At 55.5% G+C, this 24,287-nt stretch carries 16 protein-coding genes; 2 read left to right on the forward strand and 14 right to left on the reverse strand.

Annotation, left to right across the window (positions count from 1 at the left end; translation table 11 throughout):
* Positions 1–171 precede the first annotated feature (171 nt).
* Positions 172–3,168, reverse strand: a complete 2,997-nt coding sequence (locus F556_RS0112515) for a fibronectin type III domain-containing protein (protein WP_157272728.1) — start codon at positions 3,166–3,168, stop codon at positions 172–174.
* A 354-nt stretch (positions 3,169–3,522) separates the two neighbouring features.
* Here F556_RS0112515 and F556_RS0112520 point away from each other — a divergent pair, with 354 nt between their 5' ends.
* Positions 3,523–4,359 carry a metallophosphoesterase family protein gene (locus F556_RS0112520; RefSeq protein WP_020617303.1) on the forward strand — a complete coding sequence of 279 codons (837 nt, stop codon included), beginning with the start codon at positions 3,523–3,525 and terminating at the stop codon, positions 4,357–4,359.
* 71 nt (positions 4,360–4,430) lie between these two features.
* On the opposite strand, the gene F556_RS0112525 is transcribed toward F556_RS0112520, so the two are convergent.
* A complete protein-coding gene (locus F556_RS0112525) occupies positions 4,431–5,300 on the reverse strand; it encodes an AraC family transcriptional regulator (RefSeq protein ID WP_020617304.1) in 870 nt (289 codons plus the stop codon).
* Positions 5,301–5,841: 541 nt separating this feature from the next.
* Here F556_RS0112525 and F556_RS38565 point away from each other — a divergent pair.
* Complete coding sequence (locus F556_RS38565) at positions 5,842–5,949, forward strand: putative holin-like toxin (protein ID WP_020617306.1); 108 nt, start codon at positions 5,842–5,844, stop codon at positions 5,947–5,949.
* Between the two features lie 446 nt (positions 5,950–6,395).
* Here the strand turns inward: F556_RS38565 and F556_RS0112540 are convergent, their stop codons facing one another.
* The 12 genes from F556_RS0112540 to F556_RS33885 all read right to left on the reverse strand — a co-directional run bounded on the left by F556_RS0112540 (position 6,396) and on the right by F556_RS33885 (position 23,759).
* Entirely contained in the window at positions 6,396–7,916 is a 1,521-nt protein-coding gene (locus F556_RS0112540) for an ABC transporter substrate-binding protein (RefSeq protein ID WP_020617307.1), read from the reverse strand.
* A 195-nt stretch (positions 7,917–8,111) separates the two neighbouring features.
* A complete protein-coding gene (locus F556_RS0112545; protein ID WP_020617308.1) occupies positions 8,112–9,008 on the reverse strand; it encodes a carbohydrate ABC transporter permease in 897 nt (298 codons plus the stop codon).
* A gap of 11 nt (positions 9,009–9,019) precedes the next feature.
* Entirely contained in the window at positions 9,020–9,940 is a 921-nt protein-coding gene (locus F556_RS0112550; protein ID WP_020617309.1) for an ABC transporter permease subunit, read from the reverse strand.
* A 299-nt stretch (positions 9,941–10,239) separates the two neighbouring features.
* Positions 10,240–15,576, reverse strand: coding sequence for an S-layer homology domain-containing protein (locus tag F556_RS36245; protein ID WP_020617310.1), 5,337 nt, complete (start codon positions 15,574–15,576; stop codon positions 10,240–10,242).
* A 143-nt stretch (positions 15,577–15,719) separates the two neighbouring features.
* Positions 15,720–18,098 (reverse strand): AraC family transcriptional regulator, encoded by a 2,379-nt coding sequence (locus F556_RS0112560; protein WP_020617311.1) that lies wholly within the window; start codon positions 18,096–18,098, stop codon positions 15,720–15,722.
* 179 nt (positions 18,099–18,277) lie between these two features.
* Complete coding sequence (locus F556_RS0112565) at positions 18,278–19,051, reverse strand: ABC transporter permease (RefSeq protein ID WP_020617312.1); 774 nt, start codon at positions 19,049–19,051, stop codon at positions 18,278–18,280.
* Complete coding sequence (locus tag F556_RS0112570) at positions 19,044–19,988, reverse strand: daunorubicin resistance protein DrrA family ABC transporter ATP-binding protein (RefSeq protein ID WP_020617313.1); 945 nt, start codon at positions 19,986–19,988, stop codon at positions 19,044–19,046. The genes F556_RS0112565 and F556_RS0112570 overlap by 8 nt, the downstream gene beginning before the upstream one ends.
* A 144-nt stretch (positions 19,989–20,132) precedes the next feature.
* A complete protein-coding gene (locus F556_RS0112575; protein WP_020617314.1) occupies positions 20,133–20,732 on the reverse strand; it encodes a TetR/AcrR family transcriptional regulator in 600 nt (199 codons plus the stop codon).
* Between the two features lie 189 nt (positions 20,733–20,921).
* The gene (locus tag F556_RS0112580) at positions 20,922–21,572 is read right to left on the reverse strand and encodes a pentapeptide repeat-containing protein (protein ID WP_020617315.1); all 651 of its coding nucleotides are present in this window, start codon (positions 21,570–21,572) and stop codon (positions 20,922–20,924) included.
* Positions 21,569–22,126: a hypothetical protein gene (locus F556_RS0112585; RefSeq protein WP_020617316.1), complete on the reverse strand. Its 558-nt coding sequence runs from the start codon at positions 22,124–22,126 to the stop codon at positions 21,569–21,571. Before F556_RS0112585 ends, F556_RS0112580 begins: the two co-directional genes overlap by 4 nt.
* A gap of 11 nt (positions 22,127–22,137) precedes the next feature.
* Entirely contained in the window at positions 22,138–23,079 is a 942-nt protein-coding gene (gene argC / locus F556_RS0112590) for an N-acetyl-gamma-glutamyl-phosphate reductase (RefSeq protein ID WP_020617317.1), read from the reverse strand.
* Between the two features lie 104 nt (positions 23,080–23,183).
* A complete protein-coding gene (locus F556_RS33885; RefSeq protein ID WP_020617318.1) occupies positions 23,184–23,759 on the reverse strand; it encodes a hypothetical protein in 576 nt (191 codons plus the stop codon).
* Between the last annotated feature and the right edge of the window lie 528 nt (positions 23,760–24,287).

A 24,287-nucleotide genomic window follows, 5' to 3' on the forward strand; every position in this document is an offset into this window, starting at 1 on the left:
TGGCGGATCTTCGGACCTGTAGAGGAAGAAAGGTGCGTTACAGCCAGCGGGTGGCGAGGACAGTCTATTCACAGCATGCAGAAATCATAATTTCTTAAACAAACACTCCCCGATGCGCATATGTAGCATCGGGGAGTGTCCTTTTTACATTATGAAGGAAAGTCTCGCGCTTTAAGTACCTGGCGTTACTGTAACAGTATTGGACGCCTCCGACTCTCCGCTGGCATTGCTGCCCTTGATGTAGTACGTGTATTCGACACCCGGTTCGACCGTCCGGTCATAGAAGGTGTTGACCTTGGCCGTACCAACCTGCTCTGTGACGCCGCCACTTGCGCGGTAGATGCGGACCTCCTGCGCGCCGCCCCCGTCTGTCCAGATCAGGCCCACGAAGGATTCACCGGAGAGCCCAACGAACAGATCAGATGGGGCTCCGGGCACTGGCATCGTGATTTCGATCGTTGCTGACGGCTCCGTCTCTCCCATTTCATTGACCGCCGCTACCTTGTACATGTAGCTAGCCTGTCCGAGATTGACCTGCCGGTCCACATAGGCAGGAGTCGAGCTCTCCCCGGCTGGGGCATAATCGGCCTCACTCTCCCCTTTGCGGTAGATGATGTAGCTATCCGCCCCCTCAACAGCGGACCACGTCAAGCCAAACGACCCTGCTGTCACTTCTGCTGCCGCCAATCCAGTCGGTACCTCCGGCAGAGTAACAGGCGGGTTGGTCGTCACTTCAAGCGCTGCCGACTTCTCCGATTCTCCCCCGGCTCCCGTTGCCGTCACCCGGTACGTATACGTCGTGGATGGCTCTACGCGGGTATCTGTGAATCGTGCGGCTGGTGCGCTGCCCAACCGTTCTTCTTCTCCATTGTCAGCCTTGCGGTACACAGTGTAGCTCAAGGCCTGATCAATCGGCTCCCAGGTGAGCTCGACGGACAGACTGCCCGTCCGTTCAGCCGTTAGAGCAATTGGCGCCTCAGGTGCAGGCTGTGAGGCATCATAGGTCAACACCTCCACAGGCTCCGAGGCCGCTGATTCACCGCCGGCACCCAGCGCCGTCACCTTATACTCGTAGGTAATGCCCTGCTCGATGTCCATATCCTCATAAGTCGTTGTCTCGACTCCTGCGACTGCACGGAACTGTTCATCCTTGGAGGATGATCGGTAGATCAGATAGCGGTCCGCATGATCTACAGCGCTCCATGTCAGCGAGACCGTGTCGGGGCCGGTCAACTCGCCCGCCAATTCCGCTGGCGCCTGCTCCGGTACTTCCCCTTGTGGATCAACGGGCTGCAGAATGACAAAATAATTCATACGCGATGCCCCGTTGTTGGGGCCAGTGATAATTTGTGCTCCGGCATCTGCCTTCTTCTTGTACAGCTTGAACGTCACCGGCTGATCATCTTCGATAATTAGTCCTGTATCCTCATAGGAGGATGTTAACCAGTCCGGGGGCGATGGTATTCGCGAGTCATAAGCAATATACACATTGGTATCTGCGATCAGGAAAAAAGACAGCACATCGTCATTGGTAGCAGCCCGCGATGCGACGGGTGAACGCACCCATTCCGCACCGGCCACTTCCTCCGGAATACTCGCGAACCGGTACGCCCGGCTGCCGGTCGTGCGGTCACTGGCCACAAGATCCCCAACCTGCAGATTGGACTGAATCGACCAGAGTGGTGCATTGGCAGCGCCACTGCTGCTGTTATCGTTGACCACCGCATTGCGAATCCACTCGCCGTCCATCACCGGCTGGATCACGACCGGTTCCTCCGGCTCCGGTGTCACTGGCGGCTCGAACGGCTCTCCTGTCCAGGGCAGTGGCTGCATCGGATAAGCCTCAGGGAAGCCCGGCTCTGCCAGCTCGTTCAAGTAAGTCTCCAGATTGGTGTAGCCTTCCGCAGTCCGGGCATTGCGATCCTCCGGGTCGTGGGGATCAAGTCCATTTGCCAGCTCCCATGCATCGGGCATGCCGTCTCTGTCCGTATCGACAGGCGCTGTAGCACGGGCGAGCTCAGGGAATCCGCCTACATCGTCCTCATGTCCGATAATAACGCCGGTCTGATTCCGCACATCGGCAATGATCCGTTCATCCACCGCATCGCGGAACAACGAGGACCCGACATGGTTCAGCACGTGCGCATAGGCCACCTCCGGTGCCTGGGTATGAACGGGTGGATAATTGAAGCGCTCCGGTACCAGCACACTCGGCCGGGCTGTCTCCATCATATCTGCGCCCGTATCCTCACCGTCCAGCACACCATTCTTGTTGCTGTCGATGCGATTGTTATGCAGATAGAGACTATAGTTTTCATTCCCGCGAACGACCGCATAATGAGGATCGGCGGAATTATGGCCTGCGACAAAATAGTTGGCTTCGACGTTGCCGTAGCCCTTGGTTCCTGATTCTCCTCCTGCCACATAGGGGAATTCACCCCAGTTGTAGATGACATTGTTCACAAAATCGATCTGTCCCTTGGTCTTGGGATTCCGATCATTGTTATGGGCGTACAGGTTGTGATGCATGCTAATCGTGGTCATCTCGATCAGACCGCCCATGGAGTGAGTCAGCAGCCCTTCGGACATTATCGACCATTGCACAGTGATGTCGCTGGAGGTCGGATTGTCATAGTCTTTGCTCAGGATCGACAAGACCTCGTCCGTCCCCCAGGAGAAGCTGGAGTGATCGATCATGACATTGCGGCTGTTCTCAAAATACATCGTATCGTCCTGCGCTTCCTGCGCGCCCATCCGGAAGCGTAAATACCGGATGATAATATCATCGCAGTCAATAAAGCGGATATTGTTGCCCCGGATTGTTACACCTTCCCCCGGTGCCGTCTGACCGGCAATCGTAATATTCGATTTGCCCCGGACGATGATCTGCGGAATCGTGAGCTCTCCTGAGATCTCAAACACAATCGTACGCGGCGTATCGCCGACTGTCGTCAGGGCATCGTGAAATGTGCCGGGTCCGGTCAAATCGTAGCTGGTAACGTGGTACACCTCGCCCCCGCGGCCGCCAGCAGCAGCTGCGCCGAAGCCTTCGGCGCCGGGAAAAGCAGGGAGCGCCACTTCAGGCTCTCCAGGGTCGGCCGACATAGACACAGGCAGTAGAGAGAAACACAGCGCTGCACACAATAGGAGTGACAAGCATCTTTTCATTTCTTTACCTCCGGTCTGATGGATTGGCGCCACATACTAAAACGCTTACAAATTCCTGCGCCGTGAATTTGTCGCTTTCAGTATAGGCAGCCCCCGGCCTCCATTCAATGAACATTCTCGCCATGACGTGCGCCAATTGTCCAACGTCTACCTTCCATTGCAAACGGTTGGGTGGCTGTCGGATTGGTGCATTTTAGAAAATGTAACACCAAGAAATACTTAGTATTATTTAGCGTTACATTTTCTATTAGCCATTATGTTTCTCGTCCGCTTCGCCGTGGCATGGCACGAACCCTCGAATATACTGAACAAGCTACTACTTCGACAAAAGGGTGAGGATACGTGAGGAGAGTCGTGAAGAGGGCCAGTGTCGTCAAACGCCAGTTAAGAAGCAAACTGCGGCAGCAACCGAAGATTAAGCGCAGGCGTGTTCGCATCAGTCAAACCGTACTGCGGTTTTCCGTTATTGGTGACAGTCATGTCGGATACGGCAATAGTGAAAACATCTTTCGACGCTTGCTGCCAAGGGCGATTCGTAGCAATACAAGACTTGTCATCTTCGGCGGCGACAATGCGCATGCCGGAGCTGACCATGGCCAGTTCGCACAGGCACGGTACATCAGCTTCCGGGATACCGTCAATTCAGTGCTCGGTCCCCGTAACATTCCGTACAAAGCCTCCATTGGCAACTGGGAGACCACCACACGCAGCCTGTTCCGCAACTATCTCGGGACGGAGTACGGTTTCCGAAGCTTCCCGGGCACTCAGGGTCGCGTGAGACATATCTGGCTCGATAATGCTACCGGCCGCTTCAGCTCGGACAGCCTCAACCTGCTGCGCAGCCTGGATGACAGCCGCTACTACTATATTTTCGATTTCCATTGGCCCCTGAATATAAGCGGATTAACGGTCGACCCTTCCCATGTACTCAGCCCCGCCGAGACAAGACGCTTCTTCGACGCCGTACCGAATTCCATCCGCAACAACGTACTGGCCATCTTCACCCACCACGCCCACTTGTTCTTCCAGAAAACCTCTAATGTCTGGCCCGGCTTTCCTAACACGAAATTCTTCGTTACCGGATGCTCGGGTGCCTATGAATGTAGAGACCGGGACCGTGGCTATTATGATGCCGCTCTCCTGATCGACAACAATCGGTACTCGGTGCAGGCTAGAGCTGTAAATGCTTAAAAGTGCAGGTACACAAAAAACACCGCGAGCAGTTGACCTGCTGACGGTGTTTTTTGCATGTTATAGAAAGCTTACGTCCGCGCTGCCATCTGCACCGGTACCCAGATCTCGGTGCGGTAGTCTTCACCAAAGGGATCGTCAGGCGGGTAGAGCTCGAACTCGGGACCCCCTGTGTGCTCGTAGCCTGTCGACGGGAACCACTCCTGGAAAATACGCTGCCAGACCTCTTGAATGGCGCCCGGCATCGGACCCACGGCTGTGAAGACGGCCCATGTCGCAGCGGGAATGACCCGGGTGGACAACCCCTCTTCATCCGGAAGATCAGCCTCCACCGCAATCCAGTACGTGAACTCGTCCCCTTGCGCGTTCATGTCAGCACAGATACCTAGCAGGTCATGCTCTCCTCCGCCCAGTTGGGCCAACCGATGCGATGTGCCATCTGCATTGCAGGTGTTCCAGAACGCAGGGATCTCACGCGAATTTTCGCCATCCACACAGCTGGTTACTAGTGTCTTGCCCGTTACTGTAAAAGCTTCTCTCGTCACAATACGATAATCCATGTCCTGGTCCCCCTTCAAGGATAATTGGAATGAGAGTCGCGGATACGCCTTGAGCTGGGCATCGGGTTCACGAGCGGCCGAAGGGGTGATCCCGTGCGCTTTGCGGAACGCCTTGGCGAATGCTTCAGGTGATTCGTAGCCATATTTTAACGCCACATCGAGCACCCTGGCCTGCGTCACTGCCAGCTCCTGCGCAGCTAGCGTTAGCCGCCGCCGTCGAATATACTCCCCCACCGAGACCCCAGTCAGCATACGAAACATCCGTTGAAAATGAAACGGGGACGAATAAGCCGCTTGGGCCACCTCCTCAATACCAAGGGGGTTCGTGATATGGTCCTCAATGAAGCTCAGCGCATCCTGCATCCGTGTCAGCCATTCCATACTCTCACTCTCCTTACTTCCCATCCTACCACGCGGCGTATGAGCAGTCCTGTCTTTCTGTGCTCTTTGTGGCAAGGTGTCTCGCAGAAGGACTTGAGAGTCTGGACGGGCGGTCGTTGCGCAAATGGCCTCTTCTGAGCCAATGAATTGGGTTTCTCGCGCTTATTCGAGGAATCCACAGTACACTTGTGGCCAAGCGTATGAAATTTCGTGTTCGCATCGAGCACTCGGCGTGTCTGGCGCCATTATATTCGATTTTTCGTATTTATTTGGCTCGATTAGCCCATAAACAGCTTAATAAGGTTGAAATATCATGTTTATTGTACGTTGTCGGTGTCTGCGGAGCGAATTAAATTCGATTTTTCGAGTTCACTTAGGTTTTGCAAGTACAACTGCTAGAGGTGGGGAGCAATAGGATGAAACAGGACGTGGTGGAAAAAGAAAAGCCCCCGAATCGGGAGCGTTATGGTATAATCTGGGGCAGGTACATAGAACGGCTAATAAGGGCGGTCGGCTAATCTCCCGGAAGGGAGGTGAGGCCATGGAGGTTAGAGACGCGATAACGTTAATGCTTGCGTTCGGTGTGTTGATTATTTCACTCATTGGATTGCTTGTTAATATCATCGCTGCTATGACCAAAAAGAAATAGACCGCCCTGGACAAGGATTCGGTCTATTTCCGCCGCAATTCTGAAGCCGACCGCCTTTAAAGCGGCTGTGTACCAGGGGGCTGTTGACGCAGTCCCCTTTTTCTATTGTAAGCATATCATAGGTGATTTAGACGTGCAATGATGGATGTTGGTTAGAATTTTGGCTACTAAGCCTAAGTTGACTGGGGGCACCACTGATTGGGCGTACGCGTATGATTGTGCTGCACGCCCGCTTTGACTCAATTCAAGTAACCTTACACTCTTCATATCAACCGGAGTACCATCGCTTTAGGTGCACATTGTTACTTAATTTGCTCCATCTAGTGGATTTCCACGCTTTCAGGTGCATTTTGTTACTTAATTCGCACCATCCAGCGGTTTTCAGCACATTTAGGTGCACTTTGTTACTTAAATTGCGGCACTGGGCCATAGTCCACCTCTGTCAATTACGACTTCACGTTCTCCGCCACCCAGGCGTCGAGTTGGCGCTGCAGCTCCTCGCGGACCTTGTCGGCTCCGGCGTTGCGCAGCTTGGTGAGATACTCGGGTAGATATGTCGCGGGATCGACGGTACCGGTCATCAGCAGCGGCTCATACTCCGCCTTGACGGCCATCACATTGGCATATTCCGCCTTGACCGCCGTGTCGTCAAAAGAAAAACCAAACGTTGGCTGGACAAAGGCCGATTCATTGAGCGCCTTAGTCGCTTCCCACGTATCCGCCGCCTGCCCTTCGACCAGGTAGCCGTTGAAGACGTTGCCGAATACCCAGTTTTGGGCGCGGTAGCTAGCATTCGGATCGATGCGGACAGTGTTGTCGTCCAGCTTCTCGTAATGCGTCCCTTCGATGCCGAAGCTGAGCAGGTTGTACAGCTCCGGATCGTTATTGACCAGCTCGATCAGCATGACCGCCCGCTCCGGGTTGGCCGAGGTGCGACTGACTGCGGTCAGCGTTGTGATGTTAGAAGTACGACGCGTCGTGGCTTCCGTGAATGGGATGCCGATCACATCATACCCGCCATTGGATGCTTTTTTCTCCGCCTCGTAGCCCGGCTTCATCGCACTCTCCAGACCGGAAGCATACTTGCCATTGTAGATGGCGTCGATTTGTTTGACGGTTGAGGCATCGTCGTTGATATAGCCTTTTTCGAACCAGCTGTGCATCAGCTCGACGAAGCTCTTGTACTCCGGCGTCTCCTCCAGAATCTGTGTCTGGAACGTATCGTCGCCGATTCGCACGCCATTGTCGTCAAAGCCGTACATGAACGGCTCGAACTTCGTACCCGGTCCCGTCAGCATGAGCGGAGTGATGCCCGGATCATTTTCTTTGACCGAGGCCAGGAACGGCTCCAGGTCCTCCAACGTTTCCACCGTCGACGCGTCAAAGCCATATTTGTCGGCCAGATCCTTGCGGATGCTGGCGCCGTAGCGCGAGGTGATCGTCTGGTAGTTGGGCACCGCATAGATTTCGCCCTGATATTTGGTCGCATCCCACGTGAACGAAGGGATCGCTTGCAGCGTCTGTGGTGCATGCTGCTCCAGCAGCTCGTCGAGTGGAATAAATGCACCTTTTTTGACATTCTCGTCATAGTTGAACGCCCAGTTGGCGGTCCAGACAAGGTCGAACTTCTCTCCGGCTGCACTGGCGGTGTTGAGCTTGGTCGTATAGCTGCCAAAATCAATCGGGCGCAGCTTCACTGTCGCATTCAGCTTTTCCTCTACGATGCGGTTAACCTCGTCCTCAATCTTCTGCTGATCCGGCGATACCTGCGACACGCCATAGTACCAGATCAGCTCCACATGCGGCAGCTCGCCGTCGGTCTCCGCGCTGACCGGCTCCTCCCCGTTATTGCCCGGCGCAGCAGGATTTGTATTTGTCCCGCCTGGATTGTTATTGCCGCTGCTGCAAGCCGCCAGGAAGACCAGACAACCCAGCCAGACCAGCAGCACCCGTTGCATTTTTTTCATATGAACCCCTCCATCTACTATATAATTCAGGTTGTGTTGAAATAGGCCGAAGAGGCACGGAATCGTTACTGGAGAAGCGAAGCGTTCGCCTTTGTCCCCGGATTTCAACCGTTAGAGCGGTTAACAATCAAGAAATCTGGGGACAACAGCGATCGGAAGAACGATCCCGTGACCGTAGGCTTGGTTTTTCAACACTTACCCCTTCAAGGAACCAACGGTCATCCCCTGCACAAAATACTTCTGAAAGAACGGAAACACAAACATCATCGGTCCTGCCACCATGACGACCAGCGCCATTCGTACGGATTCGTTGGGGAACTGGCTCATATCGAGGCCCAGGCCCTGGATGTACTCGCTGTTGTTGCGCAGAAAATCAAGCGTATTCATAATCCGCACCAGCAGCAGCTGCAGTGGCACTCGCCGATCCTCATCAATGAACAGCAGGGCGTTAAACCACTCGTTCCAGTAATTAAAGGCGATGAACAGTCCCAGTGTAGCCAATGCCGGTGTCGAGAGCGGCAGGATGATGCGGAAGAAGATCCGCCATTCGCCGGCGCCGTCCATTTTGGCAGACTCAATGATCTCGAACGGAATCTTGCCCATAAACCCCTTCATAATCAGCACGTAGAAGGGAGAGAGCAGCCCCGGCAGGATGATCGCCCACAGGGAGTTTTTCAGGTGCAGATACTGCGTCATCAGGATGTAGAACGGCACCAGACCGCCGGAGAACATCATCGGAATGAACACATAAATTGTCACCCAGGACCGGAACGAATAATCGCGCCGCGAAATGGTGTAGCCGATGATGCTCGTCAGCAGGATGCTGAGCAGCGTTCCGACAACGGTGATAAACGCCGTATTGCCGTAGGCCCGCAGGATAACCATCGGGGTCTGCAACAGGTACTCATACGCCAGCGAGCTGAACTGAGTGGGAATGAACGAATAGCCATAGGTCGTTAACGCGCGCTCATCGGTAAGCGATACGGCCACAATCAGGATGAACGGCGCAATAATGACGAGTGACAATAGGATAAAGAAGGTATTCAGCAGGGCATTGACGATGCCGCTGCGCCGCATTGCATAGGTTTCCATCGGTCAATCCCCTACCATAATGAATTTTCTTCGCTGAACTTGCGGACGGTGTAATTGGCAGCTACGACGAGTATCAGACCGACAACCGATTGATACAGACCCACTGCCGTCGCCATCGGGATATCGCCGCTGACGCTGAGCGCCCGGTAGACGAAGGTGTCGATAATATCCGTTGTGTTGTACAGGAGCGGCGAGTTGTTCGGCACAAAAAAGTGCAGGCCAAAATCGCCTCGAAACATGTTGCCGATCGCCATAATCATGAGAATGATAATGAGCGGCGCCAGCATCGGAATCGTAATTTTGCGGGCCATCTGGAATCGGGATGCGCCATCCATGCGTGCGGCCTCATAATACGACGGATCGATGGCGACGATACCCGCGTAGTAGACCAGCGCCGAGAAGCCAATGGACTTCCACAGATGTGCCGACGTCAGAATCGCGGGCCAGTAGGAGGCTTCCAGATACCAGCGGACGCGATCCATACCCAGCGTTTCAGAGAACCGGTTCAGGAATCCGTAGTCGTGGCTCAGAAACATCTGCACCAGGAACATGACGACGACCCACGAAACGAAGGTCGGCAGGAACATGATCGTCTGGTAATACTTGCTCCAGCGGCGGGAAATCTCGTTGAGCAGAATCGCCACCAGCAGTGCAGCAAGCGTCGTAATGACCCAGAACCAGAGACTGTACAGAATGGTATTGCGGGTGACGATGAACGCTTTCTCCGAGATGAAGAAGAAGCGGAAGTTGCTGAAGCCGACCCACTCGCTGCCCAGAATGCCGAGATCGTACCGGTAGTTCTTGAAGGCGATGATGACGCCGAACATCGTCAGATAGCTGAAGACGAAGATGTACAGGAGAGAAGGCAGCGCCAGCAATGTTAGCTCGCGGTCGCTCTTTCCCATGCGGAACAGCTTCTTCAGGTTGTTCACCCCCCTTGCCAAAAGTGTGTAACCAGGCCTTCTAGTTACGGATCGTTCTTTCGATCGCTGTTGTCCCCAAATTTCTTCAATATGTAACCCCTTAAAGGGGTGAAATTCGGGGACAGCGTATGCTTCCGAAGCTAGCTTTTCTACGAAAAGCTTTCAGGCGAGCGCTTCGCTTCTACAGAACGATTCCGTCCTCTACGGCGTTTTTCCACCATAAGTCCAGCCGGTGTGATGCCTTCATCATGGCATGGGGGGTGGGGCAAAATAAATCCTAAAAAGCGGATAAAGTATCAAATCGCGTATTAAAACGGCGCTTTTGTTGCAGCCTGGAGCGCTTGCAGCAAGTTGTAGATGGTTTGTGCGGTCTCATCCCGTCGCGCGTTCTGCTTGGGCTCGAAGGCGCCGCCCAGATAGCCCTGCATGAGCCCGAGGCTGGTGACCTCGCCAATGGCTTCGCGGGACCAAGTGGCAGCTGCTGCGAGGTCCGTTGGCGTAGCTCCGGGACTCGCAGCTCCTTGGCCAGCGGCGTAGGTATAGGCCCGCAGCAGCATGATGGCCATCTCTTCGCGGGTAATGGTCCGCGCCGGGGCGAAGTTGCCTTCTTCAGCTCCAAGGACCAAACCTGCGGCCTGGGCCGCTGTGACAGCGCCAGCGTACCAGTCCGATGGCCGCACGTCAGTGAATGGCGCCGCGGTTCCAGAGTCTGGAACGTTCAAGGCGCGGACGAGTAAGGCAGCGAATTCGGCACGTGTCGTCGGAGCAGCCGGGTCGAAGCGATCGGCGCTGCGGCCGGTCACGATATGACGGGCGGCCAGTGTCTTCACAGCCTCTGATGCCCAATGACCAGCTGGCAGGTCGGCGTAGCGTGCTTCATACGCCAGCATGGCAAAGGTTCCGGGAGCAGCCAGCTCGGCAAGGAACGCACTGCCGTCAGCCGCTACGTGACCCCCATGATAAGCCCAGGTACCATCCCCTGCAGGCAGATAGAGACCGAGCCAAGCAGCGGTTCCTGTGAAATCGGCCAGCGACAATCTCAGCTGCACAGGCTCTGGCAACTCACCCTCATAAGCGGTGCGCACCCCGTTGCGAACCGTAAACAACGTCAGATCATATGGCGGTTCGGCAGCCTCATACTGGTGTCCGGCTCCTACCGGCTGCGGCAGGGCAACCGTCGGTTGGCTGATGACAAGAAGTAGATCGGCAGGAAGAACATCGGTATCGCCAGACTCCTGCAGCGCTGTTCCTGGCTCTTTGCTTGCGTCTGAGGCACCCTCTGCCTGCACAGCTTCGTCAGCTTCGGAAGCTTCCTCAGCTGCCTCCGCCATGGTGCTCAGCGCCTCCAGCGGGAACGTCAGCGTCAGCGGACCGCTGCGGACCGCTAGTGGGCCCTTCAGCTGCGCCAGCAGCTCAGCAGGTATCTGCAGTCTCGTTTCGCCCGGCTCCAGCCGGGCAGCGACGGTTCCATCCTCGTCCGCTGCCGCTACATCATCGGCCGTCAGAATGCGCAGCCCCTCTTCCGTCTCAGGCTCCGGCTCTGGTTCCTGAGGCTGCGGCGTAACGGGCGGCACATAGATCGGCCCGCCTGTGCTTGGCGCAGTGACCCGCACCTCGGCCTCGACCGATTGCCCGCCATACGTCGCCATCAGCTTGGTCGTGCCTGCTGCGACTGCGGTCAGCTTGCCTTCAGGCGTCACCGTTGCTACGCCCGGATTGCTCGTGGCGTAGACCACACCCTCGGAGACTTCGGCTGTGTCCCCATTGCTGTAGACGGCCTCCACAGACACCTGTGTTTGACCGCCCGTGGTCAGGTTATACTGCGCCCGGTCCAGCCGGAGCTCACTCAGCGCTAATGCTGGCTTCAGCTCCAAGGTGTTGGCTGCCCCGGTATAGTGATAGACATTCAGGTAGCCTTCATCGGCAATAGGATTGGCCGCATCTTCATCCAGAATGTTCAGCACGGTTACGCCATCCACGCGCAGGATGAAGCGCACACCCTCCTCCTCATCGATGGCCCCGATCTCGATCTCGTGCTCCTGATTCGGGAGCATGACCGTATTGGGGACGATCTCGACCATCGTCTGTCCCGGCTTCCAGGTCTGGAATTCGATCTGATCCGCCTTGATGACGACCAGGTAGCCTTTGTTGGCGCCCACCCAGGTCGGGTCTGCCGTGCGATCGGAGCGCAGCGCGAAGCCGTACCATCCCGTGCCAAATTCATCGAAATCTGCCCGGAACCGCAGCAGGCCACTGCCGAAGCGCTCGCCCTCATAGCCGAATACGCCTTCGCCATTCAGGCGAACCGTGCCTTCGCCGAACGACAATCCTTCCCCGCCGACCCAATCCTCACTACGGCCCAGATGCTCGCCCAGGTCGATGACGGGATAGTCCTGTTGCTCCCCTACAGTTACCTCCAGGTCTGCCGTGATCTCCGGATAGGCCGCGGCTGAAGCTGTCAGCACCGCGGTCCCGGGTCCGACGCCCTTCACGATGCCGTTCCCTTCCACTACAGCTACCGCAGAGTCGCTGGACTGCCAGACCAGCCGTTTATCCGTTGCATCTACCGGCGTCACGGTCGCTTCCACCCGCCGCCGCTCTCCCGGCGACAAGACCAGCGGTTCGCTGCTCAGCGACAGTCCGGTCACCGGAATACGGACGATGGAGACGGTCACGTCATCAAACATAAGATTGGTGAAGCCCTCCACATAGAAGCCGATTTTGCCCGATTGGCTATGTCCCGGATTCTCGCCTTCGAGGACCAGTTCACCATCCAGGAAAACACGGATGGACGGCCCCTGCGCAATTACACGTACATCATAGTCCGTATTGGCGGCCAAGCCCGCTCCGGGCAGCGTGACCTCCTCCAGCGTTCGCCACTGGGCATCATATAGAATCCAGGATGAGCCGCTCTCCGAATGACGGTAACGGATATGGCCGCTGCCATTCTCCCCATTGCGGTCATACAGAATGAGCACGCCGCCTTCCGGCATCTCAGCCGGGGTACGCAGCCGGAAGCTCAGCTCATAGTCCCCGAACAGGCGAGGATGCTGGCTATTCGCCCCGTTCACGATCCGGTACCAATGATTGCCTGTCTCGTCAGCTGTAATGCTGTGATTGGCATCGACCAGCCAGCCATTGCCGCCCGATTCGAAGTCGGTGAAGTGCAGGACACCGGCCCCTTCGGTAACGGTCACCACCGCCTCAGCAGTGAGGTTAGGGTTGGCCACAGAGACGACCGTAATGACCGCGGTCCCCGGGAGCAGCCCCGTGACGCGGCCGTCCGCGTCGACCTCAGCGATCGTCGGCTCGCTGCTGCTGTATGTCACGCCTGCCTCTGTTGCATCCCAAGGCACGATTTCGGCCCGCAGCGAGACGGTCTGTCCGATCGCCATCGTGACCTCTTCTGCAGGCAGATGCACAGCAGTCACCTCGATGGTGTCCGGGTGATGCGACACGCCCACCTTGCCCTGCGTACCGATTTGCTCGAACGGAATTTCTACAAAGCCAGGAATCCGCGTGAACACCTCTGCATCCGCAGTCAGCCGGAAGTCGCCCGCCGCCGGATCTACGAAGCCGGGATTGCTGCTGGCGATCCAGTTGTTTTCATAGTTCATCAAATTATGAATGTCCCTTGCCCCATTCGCATTAGTCTGATTCGAACGGGTGAGCGTCGGGTTATAGATGACATTATTTTTGAAGTGATTGGTCGTTGGGAAGTAGCGGTCCTCCTCGAAGAACGTGAGCAGCGCCGGGTATTTCTCCGCATAGATCGAGTCCTCGAAGTTGTTGAAGCGCTCGAACAGCTCCAGCCACTTCGGCATATAGTCACGATCCACCCGGTTGCCCGGCTCACGGCTCATGAACATCTCGTAATTTTCATAGGGCACGTAGGTGTCGATGAACATATTGTTGGCCGCGTAGATGTATGAGCCCGTACCGCTCTTGATGGCGCTGTTGCCCATTTTGTAGAAAATATTTTCCTCAATCGTCATGTCCATCGTCATATTGTCGGGATAAATGCCCTCCACACCGTGCAGGTTCTCCCCGATATGGTGAAAATAGTTGCGCCGGATGATCGTGCCGCGCTCATCCGGCATCATCCCGGCGTTCATGTAGATTGCCCCAAGATCCTGGAAATCCTTGCAGATGTCGTAGATGTTGTTGTATTCGATCAGGTGATCATTGCCGTACAGGATGATGCCAGGATGTGGCGCGTCATGGATCTCGTTGCCGATCGCCTGGTTGCCGACGCCAGAGAACAGCACGCCGGGGTTGTATGCCTTGTGGTAGTAGGCAAAGTCATGGATATGCGAATTCTCCACCCGATTGTTGCCCGGCTCCAGCGTCTCCTTGTCGCCGCCATTCAGCGTCACCGCCGTACCGCCAACATGACGGATATGCGAGGAGATGATGGCATGATGACTACCGTTACGGTCATTCTCCACACCGTCGTAGCCGTAGCGGCCTGGAGCGTTGATGCGCACACCACCGTTGGTAAAGTTGCTGATCTCGCAGTTCACGATCTCCACATGGCTGCCGCCGAGAATGATCGCTGCGACATCCCTTCCGTACGCTAACTCCAGCTCCTCGAAGCGGATGTGCGAGGCCCCCGTCGTGCGCAGCATCGGCGTCTTCAGCATGGTCACTGTCGCTTCTGCCTCACCACTGCGGAAGGCCGCGTTGGGCATCAGATAGAGCAGACCCGCATCCCGATCAATGTAGTACTCGCCCGGCGCATCCAGCTCCTCGAGCAGATTTTCTGCAAAATGGAAGTCGGGGTACCAGTTCTTGAGCAGACCCGACATTTCGCCATGCGCCAGCGTAATTGTCTTGTTGTCGGTGTCGATGCTCGCCACCTTGTTGTAGGACCACTCCCAGCTGTATCCGAAGATGCCGTCCAGCCAGATATCCTCGGCCTGTGTCCAGTAGCGGGGCCGATCGTACGTATACGAGAAGGTGCCCCCACGCTCATGCAAATCTGCATCGTCGACCGTCGGTCCAGGATCGAGAATCTCATTCATCTGAACCGTTCCTTCATTTGGCCAGCGAGCCAGCGTCATGCCCTGACCGCCAACATACAGCTCCATCGGCGGAACCAGACTGAGATCGTTGGCCTTCCAGTAGCCATGCCGACTGATCTGACCATAATCCGTAATCCCTGCTGCGGACAGGTCAAATTGCAGCACCTTGCCGCGGGCATCCGGCTCGATGATGCGCGCCAAGACATCGGAATCGGTGACGGGCTGGAAGCCGGTCGTATCCAGCTCCTGTCCTCCGGTCAGCCGCACCGTCTCGCCAGGATACGACCGGTACACGATCGGCGCATCCGCTGTACCGGAGTCCTCCTCGCCCAGCTCGAACGTCGCCGAACGCGCATAGGTCCCTTCCCGTAGATAGACGGTGATGCCACCCTCGGGCAGCCCCTCTTCTTCTTTTAGCTCCCGAACGGCCTCCCTTGCCCCCTCCAGCGTCAGCAGCGGTTCCTGCGCTGTGCCACTATTGGAATCGCTTCCATTTGGCGATACATAAATCGCCGTCTCTGCTGCCGTGACCGGCTCCGCCTGTGCGCCTGGGACGGGAAGCCCCGTCCAGGCCACGGTGAGGGCCAACAGCCCCACCAACCATCGCTTCTCTCTTGCCACTGCATTCATCCTTTCCCTGACTATGAAATGGATTGCCCCTGTATTGTGACAAGCGGCGGCCGTTTGAGGATATCCCAAAATCCGTGAATCATGCGCAGCCGGGTTATAATTTTTGAATTTTATATTAAAATCCGGGTTTAAACTTACTGACCCAAGGCTGCGTTGAGGCGGTACTCCTTGGGGGTCATGCCGTATTTTTTCTTGAACAGGGTAATGAAGTAGCTGGCATTGTTGAAGCCGAGGTAGTCGGCGACCTCCTTGACATTGTAACTGCTGCCGACCAGCAGCTCGCAGGCCTTCTCCAGCCGATAGCTGTTGAGATAATCCCCCACTGAGCACTGCTCGTACTGCTTGAACAGGCGTCCGACATAGGCCGGTGACATCTTCAGATGCTCCGCAATCGACTGCAGGCTTAGATTAATGTCGGCGTAATGCGTCTCAATGAACTCCTTCATCGTATCGACGACCAGCTTGTTGCGGTCCTCCTTGAGCGGGGAATGGTCGGCTTGGCAGATCTGAGCCAGGTACCCGCCGATCAGCTCCTGCATGTCCGTCAGCGATTCAGCCTGCAGCACCTTGCGGTTCAAATGCTGCAGCTCCACTGAACCTGCGTGCACCGCAAAAGCCGGCTCGCGGAGAATCTGCTTGATGACCAGAATCACCTGCATCACGGCATAGGTCATATAGTCGTAGTGAATCGTCGCAATGAGTCCAAACATCCGTCCCAGCACCGCCTGCACGGCGTCTGCGTTCTTGGCCCGCAGGCTCTCCGCCAGCTTGTGCTCCAGCTCTGCCGGAATCGAGAAGTCCTGGCGAGCCAGATTGCTTTGAATCGTAGCGGGCGTAATGATGGCGTCCGGTCCGAGCGCCAGACGGTACATGAGCTGCTGTACAGCAGCTTCGTAGGTTGCGGTCAGCTCGCTGTAAGTCACAGTTGCCTGGCCTAGTGCCGCTGCAAAGGTGCGGCCAAGGTAATACCGCTTGTACGTCTGCTGTGCCTCGCCGAGCAGGCCCGCCAGCCCGCTCATGTCCACCTCCCCGGTCTCTACCTGCAGGATGACAACTAGATACTCCCCGTTCATATCTACCACCCGGTTAGCGTAGCGCCTGGCCACTGTTTCTTCAATAATATTGCAGGCCGCGAACCGGTACAGCTTCTCCTGCCGCGCCTCTGCTGGCGACATCACGCCCCCGGGGGCCTGCGGCTGGTCCAGCGCCACGACGGCTGCGGCCCAGTGCAGGTCAGCCGTCTCTCCAGTCGCGAACAGCTGCGGACTGGCCTCCGCACAATGCTGCAGCTCCTCCTCCGTCATCGTTGCGCTGTCTGCAACCCAGCGACGCAGATAATAGTCGCCGACAATTTTGCGGCTGCGGTTCCCCTCCTGATCCACCTCGCGCAGCTTCTCCAGTGTCGATTGATAGACATCCGTAATGAAGCGCATCTCATCCTCACTGGCAGCAGCCGGGGCCGCACCTGCATCACTGCCTGGCAGGCCGGTCCGCTTAAACAGCTCGAACAGCTTGCCCACCGGACGGTACAGCCGGTTCGAGATGACCAGCGACAGCACGAAGCTGGCGACGAGGAATGCTCCAATGAGCAGCAGCATCGCATTGCGCAGCGTCTCGGCCCGGCCCATGACCTGCTCATAGGGCAGGATATTCAGAACCTTCCACTGGCTTACGCCAACACTGAGCTCTGAGATGACGTACCGGTCTCCTCCGATGCGGCGAATCGAGAAATCTGCCGTGCCCTCAGCTCCCGTAGTAGCAGGCGACTCCGACAGATATGCCTGAACGGCTGCTGGCTGCAGGACGTCCATATCGTCCGATTGCAGCAGGCGGCCTCGCTCGTCGACCAGCACCATACCGCTCTGCGTGTCGGTCATGTTGTCCAGCTGCATTATGTTCTCGAAGATCCATTCCGGACGGATATTGACCACCACGGCATTTGGGGTTGCATCCTGGCCGGGATAATGATCGACAACAATATAGGAGAACAGATCAACATAAGACCCGTTCTCATCCAGCTTGAGCGGAATGAGCTGGGCCAGCGAACCGGCGTCGGAGGGACCCAGCCGCTCCATCAGCCGGCTCTGGAGTTCCGGCCAGTGCTGGCGCGACCACACACCGGAGCCGCCGCTGTAGAATTGGTCAGCGGTGCCACTATAGACGACAATGGAGTCAACGAAGGACGTGGAATCCGCCAACGTATCCAGCTTGCGCAGCGTCTGGAATTTCATGACCGGATCCGGCTGTGCTGCATTCATCAAGTAGATAATACTGGGATCGAGCGTGGCGACGATGCCGAGGTTGCGCACGATATCATGAATATAATTGATGTTGTGCTTGATTTGCGTCAGGACCTTTTGGTTGGCTTCCTGCTGGGTCTGCAGGATCGTCTCGCGGGAGAAGAGGTAGAAGGACAGAGCCGTAATGAGCAGCAGCCCGGCCATGGAGAGGTTGAAGTAAAAGAGGATGCGCTGCAAAAATTTCCTGCCGGCGATATGCCCCATCAGTTTCATCGGCTGACCACTCCACTCCGTAAGATGGCCTGCCCGGCCATCCGTCTCCTTGTGGATTAAGGAGACTTACGCGCGCGGGCAGGCGTAACATTATGTCAGAGTGTACCGCCCTCCGGCAAGGACGGTCAAGGCTATTTGCGGGAATTTATAACAATCTGCTGATTTTGATATCGAATTGGCTATACCTTACGCCGCCTATGAAACAGAATCGAAGCCACCGTGGCCGACAACAGGAGCATCCCCCCGAACCAGACGACAGCCCATACGGCTTGATTACCGATTGGTGTGCCGATGAGCAGACCGCGCAGTGTCTCAATCAGCGGCGTCATCGGCTGATGCGCGGCAAAGGCATGCAGCCAGGAAGGCATCGTCTCTGTCGGAACAAACGCGCTGCTCACATACGGCAGGAACATGATGAAGAAGGAAAAGGCGCTGGCTGTCTCAGCGCTTCCTGCAACCAGGCCAAATACCACAGCCAACCAGCTAATGGCAAGCAGGAACAGACTCAGGATAGCGAAGATGCCCAGCCAGTCAAGCAGCGTCGCACTGGGACGGAAGCCGATCGCGATGGCACACAGAAAAACGAGCAGCGTCCCCAACAGACTTTTGACATAGGTACCAAGCACATGGCCTCCCAGCAGCGCCGCCGGTCTGGCTGGCATACTCCGCAGCCGATCGAACAAGCCGCCGTTCATATCCAGTGCCACACTCATCGCGGTCATGGAGCTGCCGTAGCCGACGCAAGTCACGATAACGCCGGGAACGATGTAGTTGATATACTCGCCTCCGGTCTGGATCGCGCCACCGAACACATAGACGAAGAGCAGCATGAGCATCACGGGCAGGCCTACACTCAGCAGAAGGGACTCCGGGCTGCGCAGCATATGGCGGATGCTCCGGATGGTCATCATGCCGCTGTCATGAAGCGTCCAATACAAGGCAGATCTACGCATAATGTCTAACCTCCTTTTCCGTGTTCCCTGTCAGGGCCATAAACACATCATCAAGCGTTGGCTTGCGGTAATTCACGGTCGCGGGAACAATATCGTGCTCATGCAGCATATTCAGGGCGCTGCGGAGACTATCGGTCGTCCCTCCCGCGGGTAGGCTTAGCTGCAATCCGTCGCCCTCCATGGGTAGGTGCAATAGGGTCGCGGCTCGCCTGCCGTCGGCCGAGTTGTGAAAATGCAGCTCCAGCCTCTCCTCGCCAATTACCGCTTTGAGCTGTTCCGCCGTCCCCTCCGCCACGATCCGCCCTTCGGCGAGCACTGCAATCTTGTCGGCCAGTTGGTCCGCCTCCTCCAGATATTGCGTCGTCAGGAAGATGGTGACCCCCTCGCGAGCCAACTGCCGGATCATCTCCCACATGCTTGCCCGGCTTCTCGGATCGAGGCCGGTCGTCGGCTCATCCAGAAAGATAACCTTGGGTGAACCCAGCAGACTAATCGCGATATCCAGCTTGCGCCGCATCCCCCCGGAATAGGTTTTGACAATCTTGCCAGCGGCGTCGGTCAGATCGAAGAGCGTGAGCAACTCCGTGGCTCGCCGCCTCACCGTTTGACGGTCCAGATGGAGCAGGCCGCCCATGAGATGAAGATTCTCCTTCCCGGTCAGCAGCTCATCCACCGCGGCATATTGACCTGTCAGACTGATGATCTGCCGCACCCGGTCCGACTCTAGGGTTACGTCGCAGCCATCAATGGAGGCCGTGCCACGATCAGCCTGAATGAGTGTCGATAGGATGCGTACAGTTGTGGTCTTCCCTGCCCCGTTCTCCCCCAGCAGGGCAAAAATCTGCCCCCGTTCCACCTCAAAGCTAACGTCATCCAAAACTACTTTATGGGCATACGACTTCTTAAGGCCGCGTACTTGTATAGCTGGAGCTCTCATTTGCACTCCCCCTTTATTGATTGACTTGTTCAGTCAATAATAAATATAAGGGGGTTGACTGAATCTGTCAACGGTTATTGTTGGCCGCTTGTCCTCCGGCATTTTTTGCACAAAAAAAGAAGATGCTCGCGCATCCTCTCCCCTCTAACGTACCGTGATCATCCGCATGAGAATATCCAGCTTGCTGTCCAGACCCTTCTTCCACCATTCTAAACTGTCGGTAATGATCCCGGCGATCACCGTCAAGAACAGATTGGCCAGTTCCGACGGCTCGCCATCGATGATGTCTCCCTCGCGCTGCCCCTGATCGAAGAGCGGTGTCAGCATCCCGATATACAGACCTCCGGCGCTTTCTACCATGGTCTGCGTTTTCTCCAGTACATCCTCCGACTTGTCCACGTGCTGGATGACCCGGAAGATGTCGCCATTGCTCTCCTCAAATGCGAATCGGGTGAACAGCCTGATCTTCTCCACCGCAGGCATCTCCACCTTCATCAGCTGTCCCATATCCTCTTGGACGACCGTCGCTTCCATGGCCCACTCCAGACTCTGGTGCAGCACTTCCTCCTTGGAGTCAAAATAATGATAGAGCAGCCCGTGACTGACTCCGGCTTCCTTGGCGATCATGCTGATCTTCGTCAGCTTAATTCCGTTCTCGGCAAACACCTTGATCGCCGCCCGCATCATCTGCTGCTTGCGCTCCAGGCGAATCGACTCCAGCTGCTCCTCGTTCAACGGCGCCATACGTTCATTCCCCTCGTCTCTGCTTGGTAGCCTTATCATAGCATGAGGGAGATCGTGTGACAAAACGTCTGCTCATCTCGGATCCTCAGCTCGTATTCTATACGGGCGGAATATGTCCGTTATTCCCACGGCCGATGCAGACACTGATATCATGGAGGGTGTGAAAAGGGAGCCTTGATAGGGCTCCCTTTATAGCTGTGCCAAGGGCACGCCATTTAGTTTGACCCCATCCACGATCGTGTCCGTGCCGCCCCAGTCAGGGAGCGCATCCGACTCACCAACGAAGCGGCTGCCGTAGAAGGAGCCGCCCCCGAGTACGCTACCCTCGAAGCTGCAGTCTTCAAACACACAATGCATGAGCATGGCCCCGCGAAGCTTTGCGTCATTGAATCGACACCGCACGAATGACACATCCCTAGCGACCGTCTTACTCAGATTGCTGCTTGTAAAGTCACAATCCACAAACCGTTCGCCTAACCTGGCCTGGCTGAGATTGGACTGGCGGAAGGAGCAGTGGTCGAATTGACGCGTCACGAATCGGTTACTCAGCTTGATGCCTTGGAGCAGGCAATGGGACAGGGTCGATGAACGCAGCGTAGCAGCATCCAGAAACTGGGCATAGGACAAATCGACCCGCTCCAAGGTGAGATACTCCATCGCCTCCGTCAGGGCGACCCCTCTGAAGTCCGCGTAACCATCCTCTGTCTTTCCGAAGGGCGAGGATGGGAAAGCACGATCTTTTTTGTGCAGATTTCGCTTGCCCGTTATGGCAGCCAGCTGTTCCTGAAACTCGGCCGTCTGTTCTGGTGACCATCGGGTGGTGGCTTGTTTCTTGTTCACAAAGCACCCCCAGCGGATACGTTGTCGGGATGGATCTTCGCTGGCTCGTCCGCGTTGTGCATACGAAGCAAGAGATGCTCAACTTCGGCTAGTGGCAGATCCAGTTGTTTACTAACCTCATGCAGTCCAATGTCCTGATCCAGCAGCTCACGCGCCCGCTGCAGTCTACCGTTCAGCCAGTCGTTAGCCACCATCCACTCTCGCACTTGCTTCAATAGCGCATCTCGTGTCGGTTTGTCGGCGTGTTTCGGGTATTTGGCTACCGATTCGTATAAGTACTGATCCAGTTGCTGCCCTAACGCTTCCCGCTGCTCATGCTTGGACAGCCGCAGATACTGCTCATAGCTGAGACTAATATCCAGGTACAGTACCTGCTCCTTGCTATCGAACCGCCGAAACGTCTTGCGGCCATAGCTCTCCGGCAGCACGCGCAGCGCAATCACAATACCATAGGGAAAGGTCCAAGCTTGGGCCAGCTCCTCCAGCGGCACGAGCTCATCCCGCAATTGAGGTACACAGGTTCCATGCGTATCTAACACAAAAGCAAATTCCATGTTGGCCTCCTCTACAATCCAGACTCTTCCTCCCATCCTAGCATGAGATTCATGCATTGGACAGCCGCACCAGACGAGCCTTTGCCCAAGTTGTCCAGTCTACAGGCAACAAGAATTTGCTCGTCATGGCCGAGCACCATAATTTGAGCTTGGTTCGTACCATTGCATCGGGTCGGATCGAGGGCATGCGGAGGCATCTCCTTGATATCGTCCAGTGGAAGCACGCGGACAAAGGGCTCCCCCTCGTAATACGCTGCAAGTGCCGCATGGACGTCGTGGAGACCTGGTTGACCATGAAGCAGACGACCAGCCAAAGGCACTGTCCCTACCATGCCATTATAGTAATCACATACCGTAGGCAAGAAGATTGGTTCATAGTCCAGGCCTGTCCGTTTCTTCATCTCCGGTAGGTGCTTGTGATGCAGCCCCAAGCTGTAGTGCTGCGGTCGACTCAGACTGTCTCCTCTGTTCGAGGCATTCTGGTATTGCTCAATAATTGGTCTTCCCCCTCCGCTGTAACCCGTTAATGAGTTGTAGCTTATGGGATAATCCCGCGGCAAAATCCCTTGCTGGACAAGGGGATTCACGGATAGTACGAAGGCCGTAGCGTGACAGCCTGGTACGGAAACACGTGCAGAAGCAGCTATTTTCTCCCTCTGATCGGGTACCAATTCAGGCAAACCATACACCCAAGCTTCGTCTGTGCGAAATGCCGTGCTACTGTCGATCACCCGAGTAGTTGGATTGGTAATGAGCGTCAGGGCTTCTCTAGCAGCTTCATCTGGCAGGCACAAGAAGACAATTTCGGCCTCGTTCATGCATGCGGTCCTTGCCTCAGTATCTTTTTTGTACATCTCAGGTAGGGATAGCAACTCCACATCAGGCCTGCTTTGGAGCCGATCGTGAATTTGCAACCCCGTTGTGCCGTATTGACCGTCTATGTATACCTTCATTAAATAATCCTCCAAGCCAAATGTATATTTATACATAATAGTGTATTTATATTTATTTGTATACACAAAAACCACCTTTCTAGGGGTGGCTTATTTCGAAACTATCACGGTCTTCGCCGCAGCTTCCTAATGAGCGAAAGAAGGAGCATCACTGTAATTATGAATCCACTCCCGACAATAAACAGATCATAGTCTTTGTCAGTAATCCATCTCATCTTGCCTCTCAAATTCACCTCTTCAAGATCCGTCTGACCTGCTCCTAACACATACAGATCCTCTTGGGCATGGGATAGCTCCATGGTACGATGACAGCTACTGGTGTATAGCCCTTTCTCTTTGTGCTCATAGGCATACACAAGATAGGTCGCTCCCTCTTGGTAGAAAGCACCACAATTACTCGTCGTATCATAAACAATAAATTGGGTCTGGCCGACACCTTTCCACGTTTCCTGGACTTCAAACAGATAGACATTCCAGTATTCTATAGCGCCTCTCATACCCTCCTGCTGACGTTCGATCTTGGAGAAGAGGAGCTTACCTGAAAACACGGCCTTAGCCCGCTCCAGCTCTTCCGCCGGACCTCCTGGATCTGCACAGTCGCATGCCTGTGCTTGTGGCGAGAACGTGAAGCTGCCGATCACGACAATAAATAACAGTAATATGAGCATTTCCTTTTTCAATGAATCCCCCCACCCAACTTCTACGTATAACTACTAAACGTACCTTTAGTGGGAATTGTTTCTTTTTTCAAAAATGCTCTGGCTACTTCTCTAACGCTTGTGACGAGAGTGTGGATTATTAGCTGACCTCAAATTGCTAACGGCCACCAGAGCGCTTAATCATAAAGAAAATGGACTCTTACAACGCTAACGGCCACAGGCGCACTTATTTGCTCTAAAACTAGACATTTCGGCTGAAAACGCGTGAATAACTGCTCTCCTGTCCGTTAGAATTGCAATTGGGACGTTGAAGGCCTAATAGGTGCTGTGGCGGCCGTTACAGCAAAAATAATCCTGAGTGATGCGCGGTAAACCCATTCCGCATGAATCGACACTCTCGTGACAAGCTCTATTTATGCCAAATGAAGCCGTTTCGAATTGCTATTTTGGTGTTTTTTCAAGGAATGATGTGCTGTAACGTGCGGTGGCAAGCGTTAGAGCACGGGGAGATTTTTAGGTGTCTAGATAATAAGAGAGGGGAGAACAGCG

The organism is Paenibacillus daejeonensis DSM 15491 (assembly GCF_000378385.1).
GTDB lineage: Bacteria > Bacillota > Bacilli > Paenibacillales > Paenibacillaceae > Paenibacillus_D > Paenibacillus_D daejeonensis.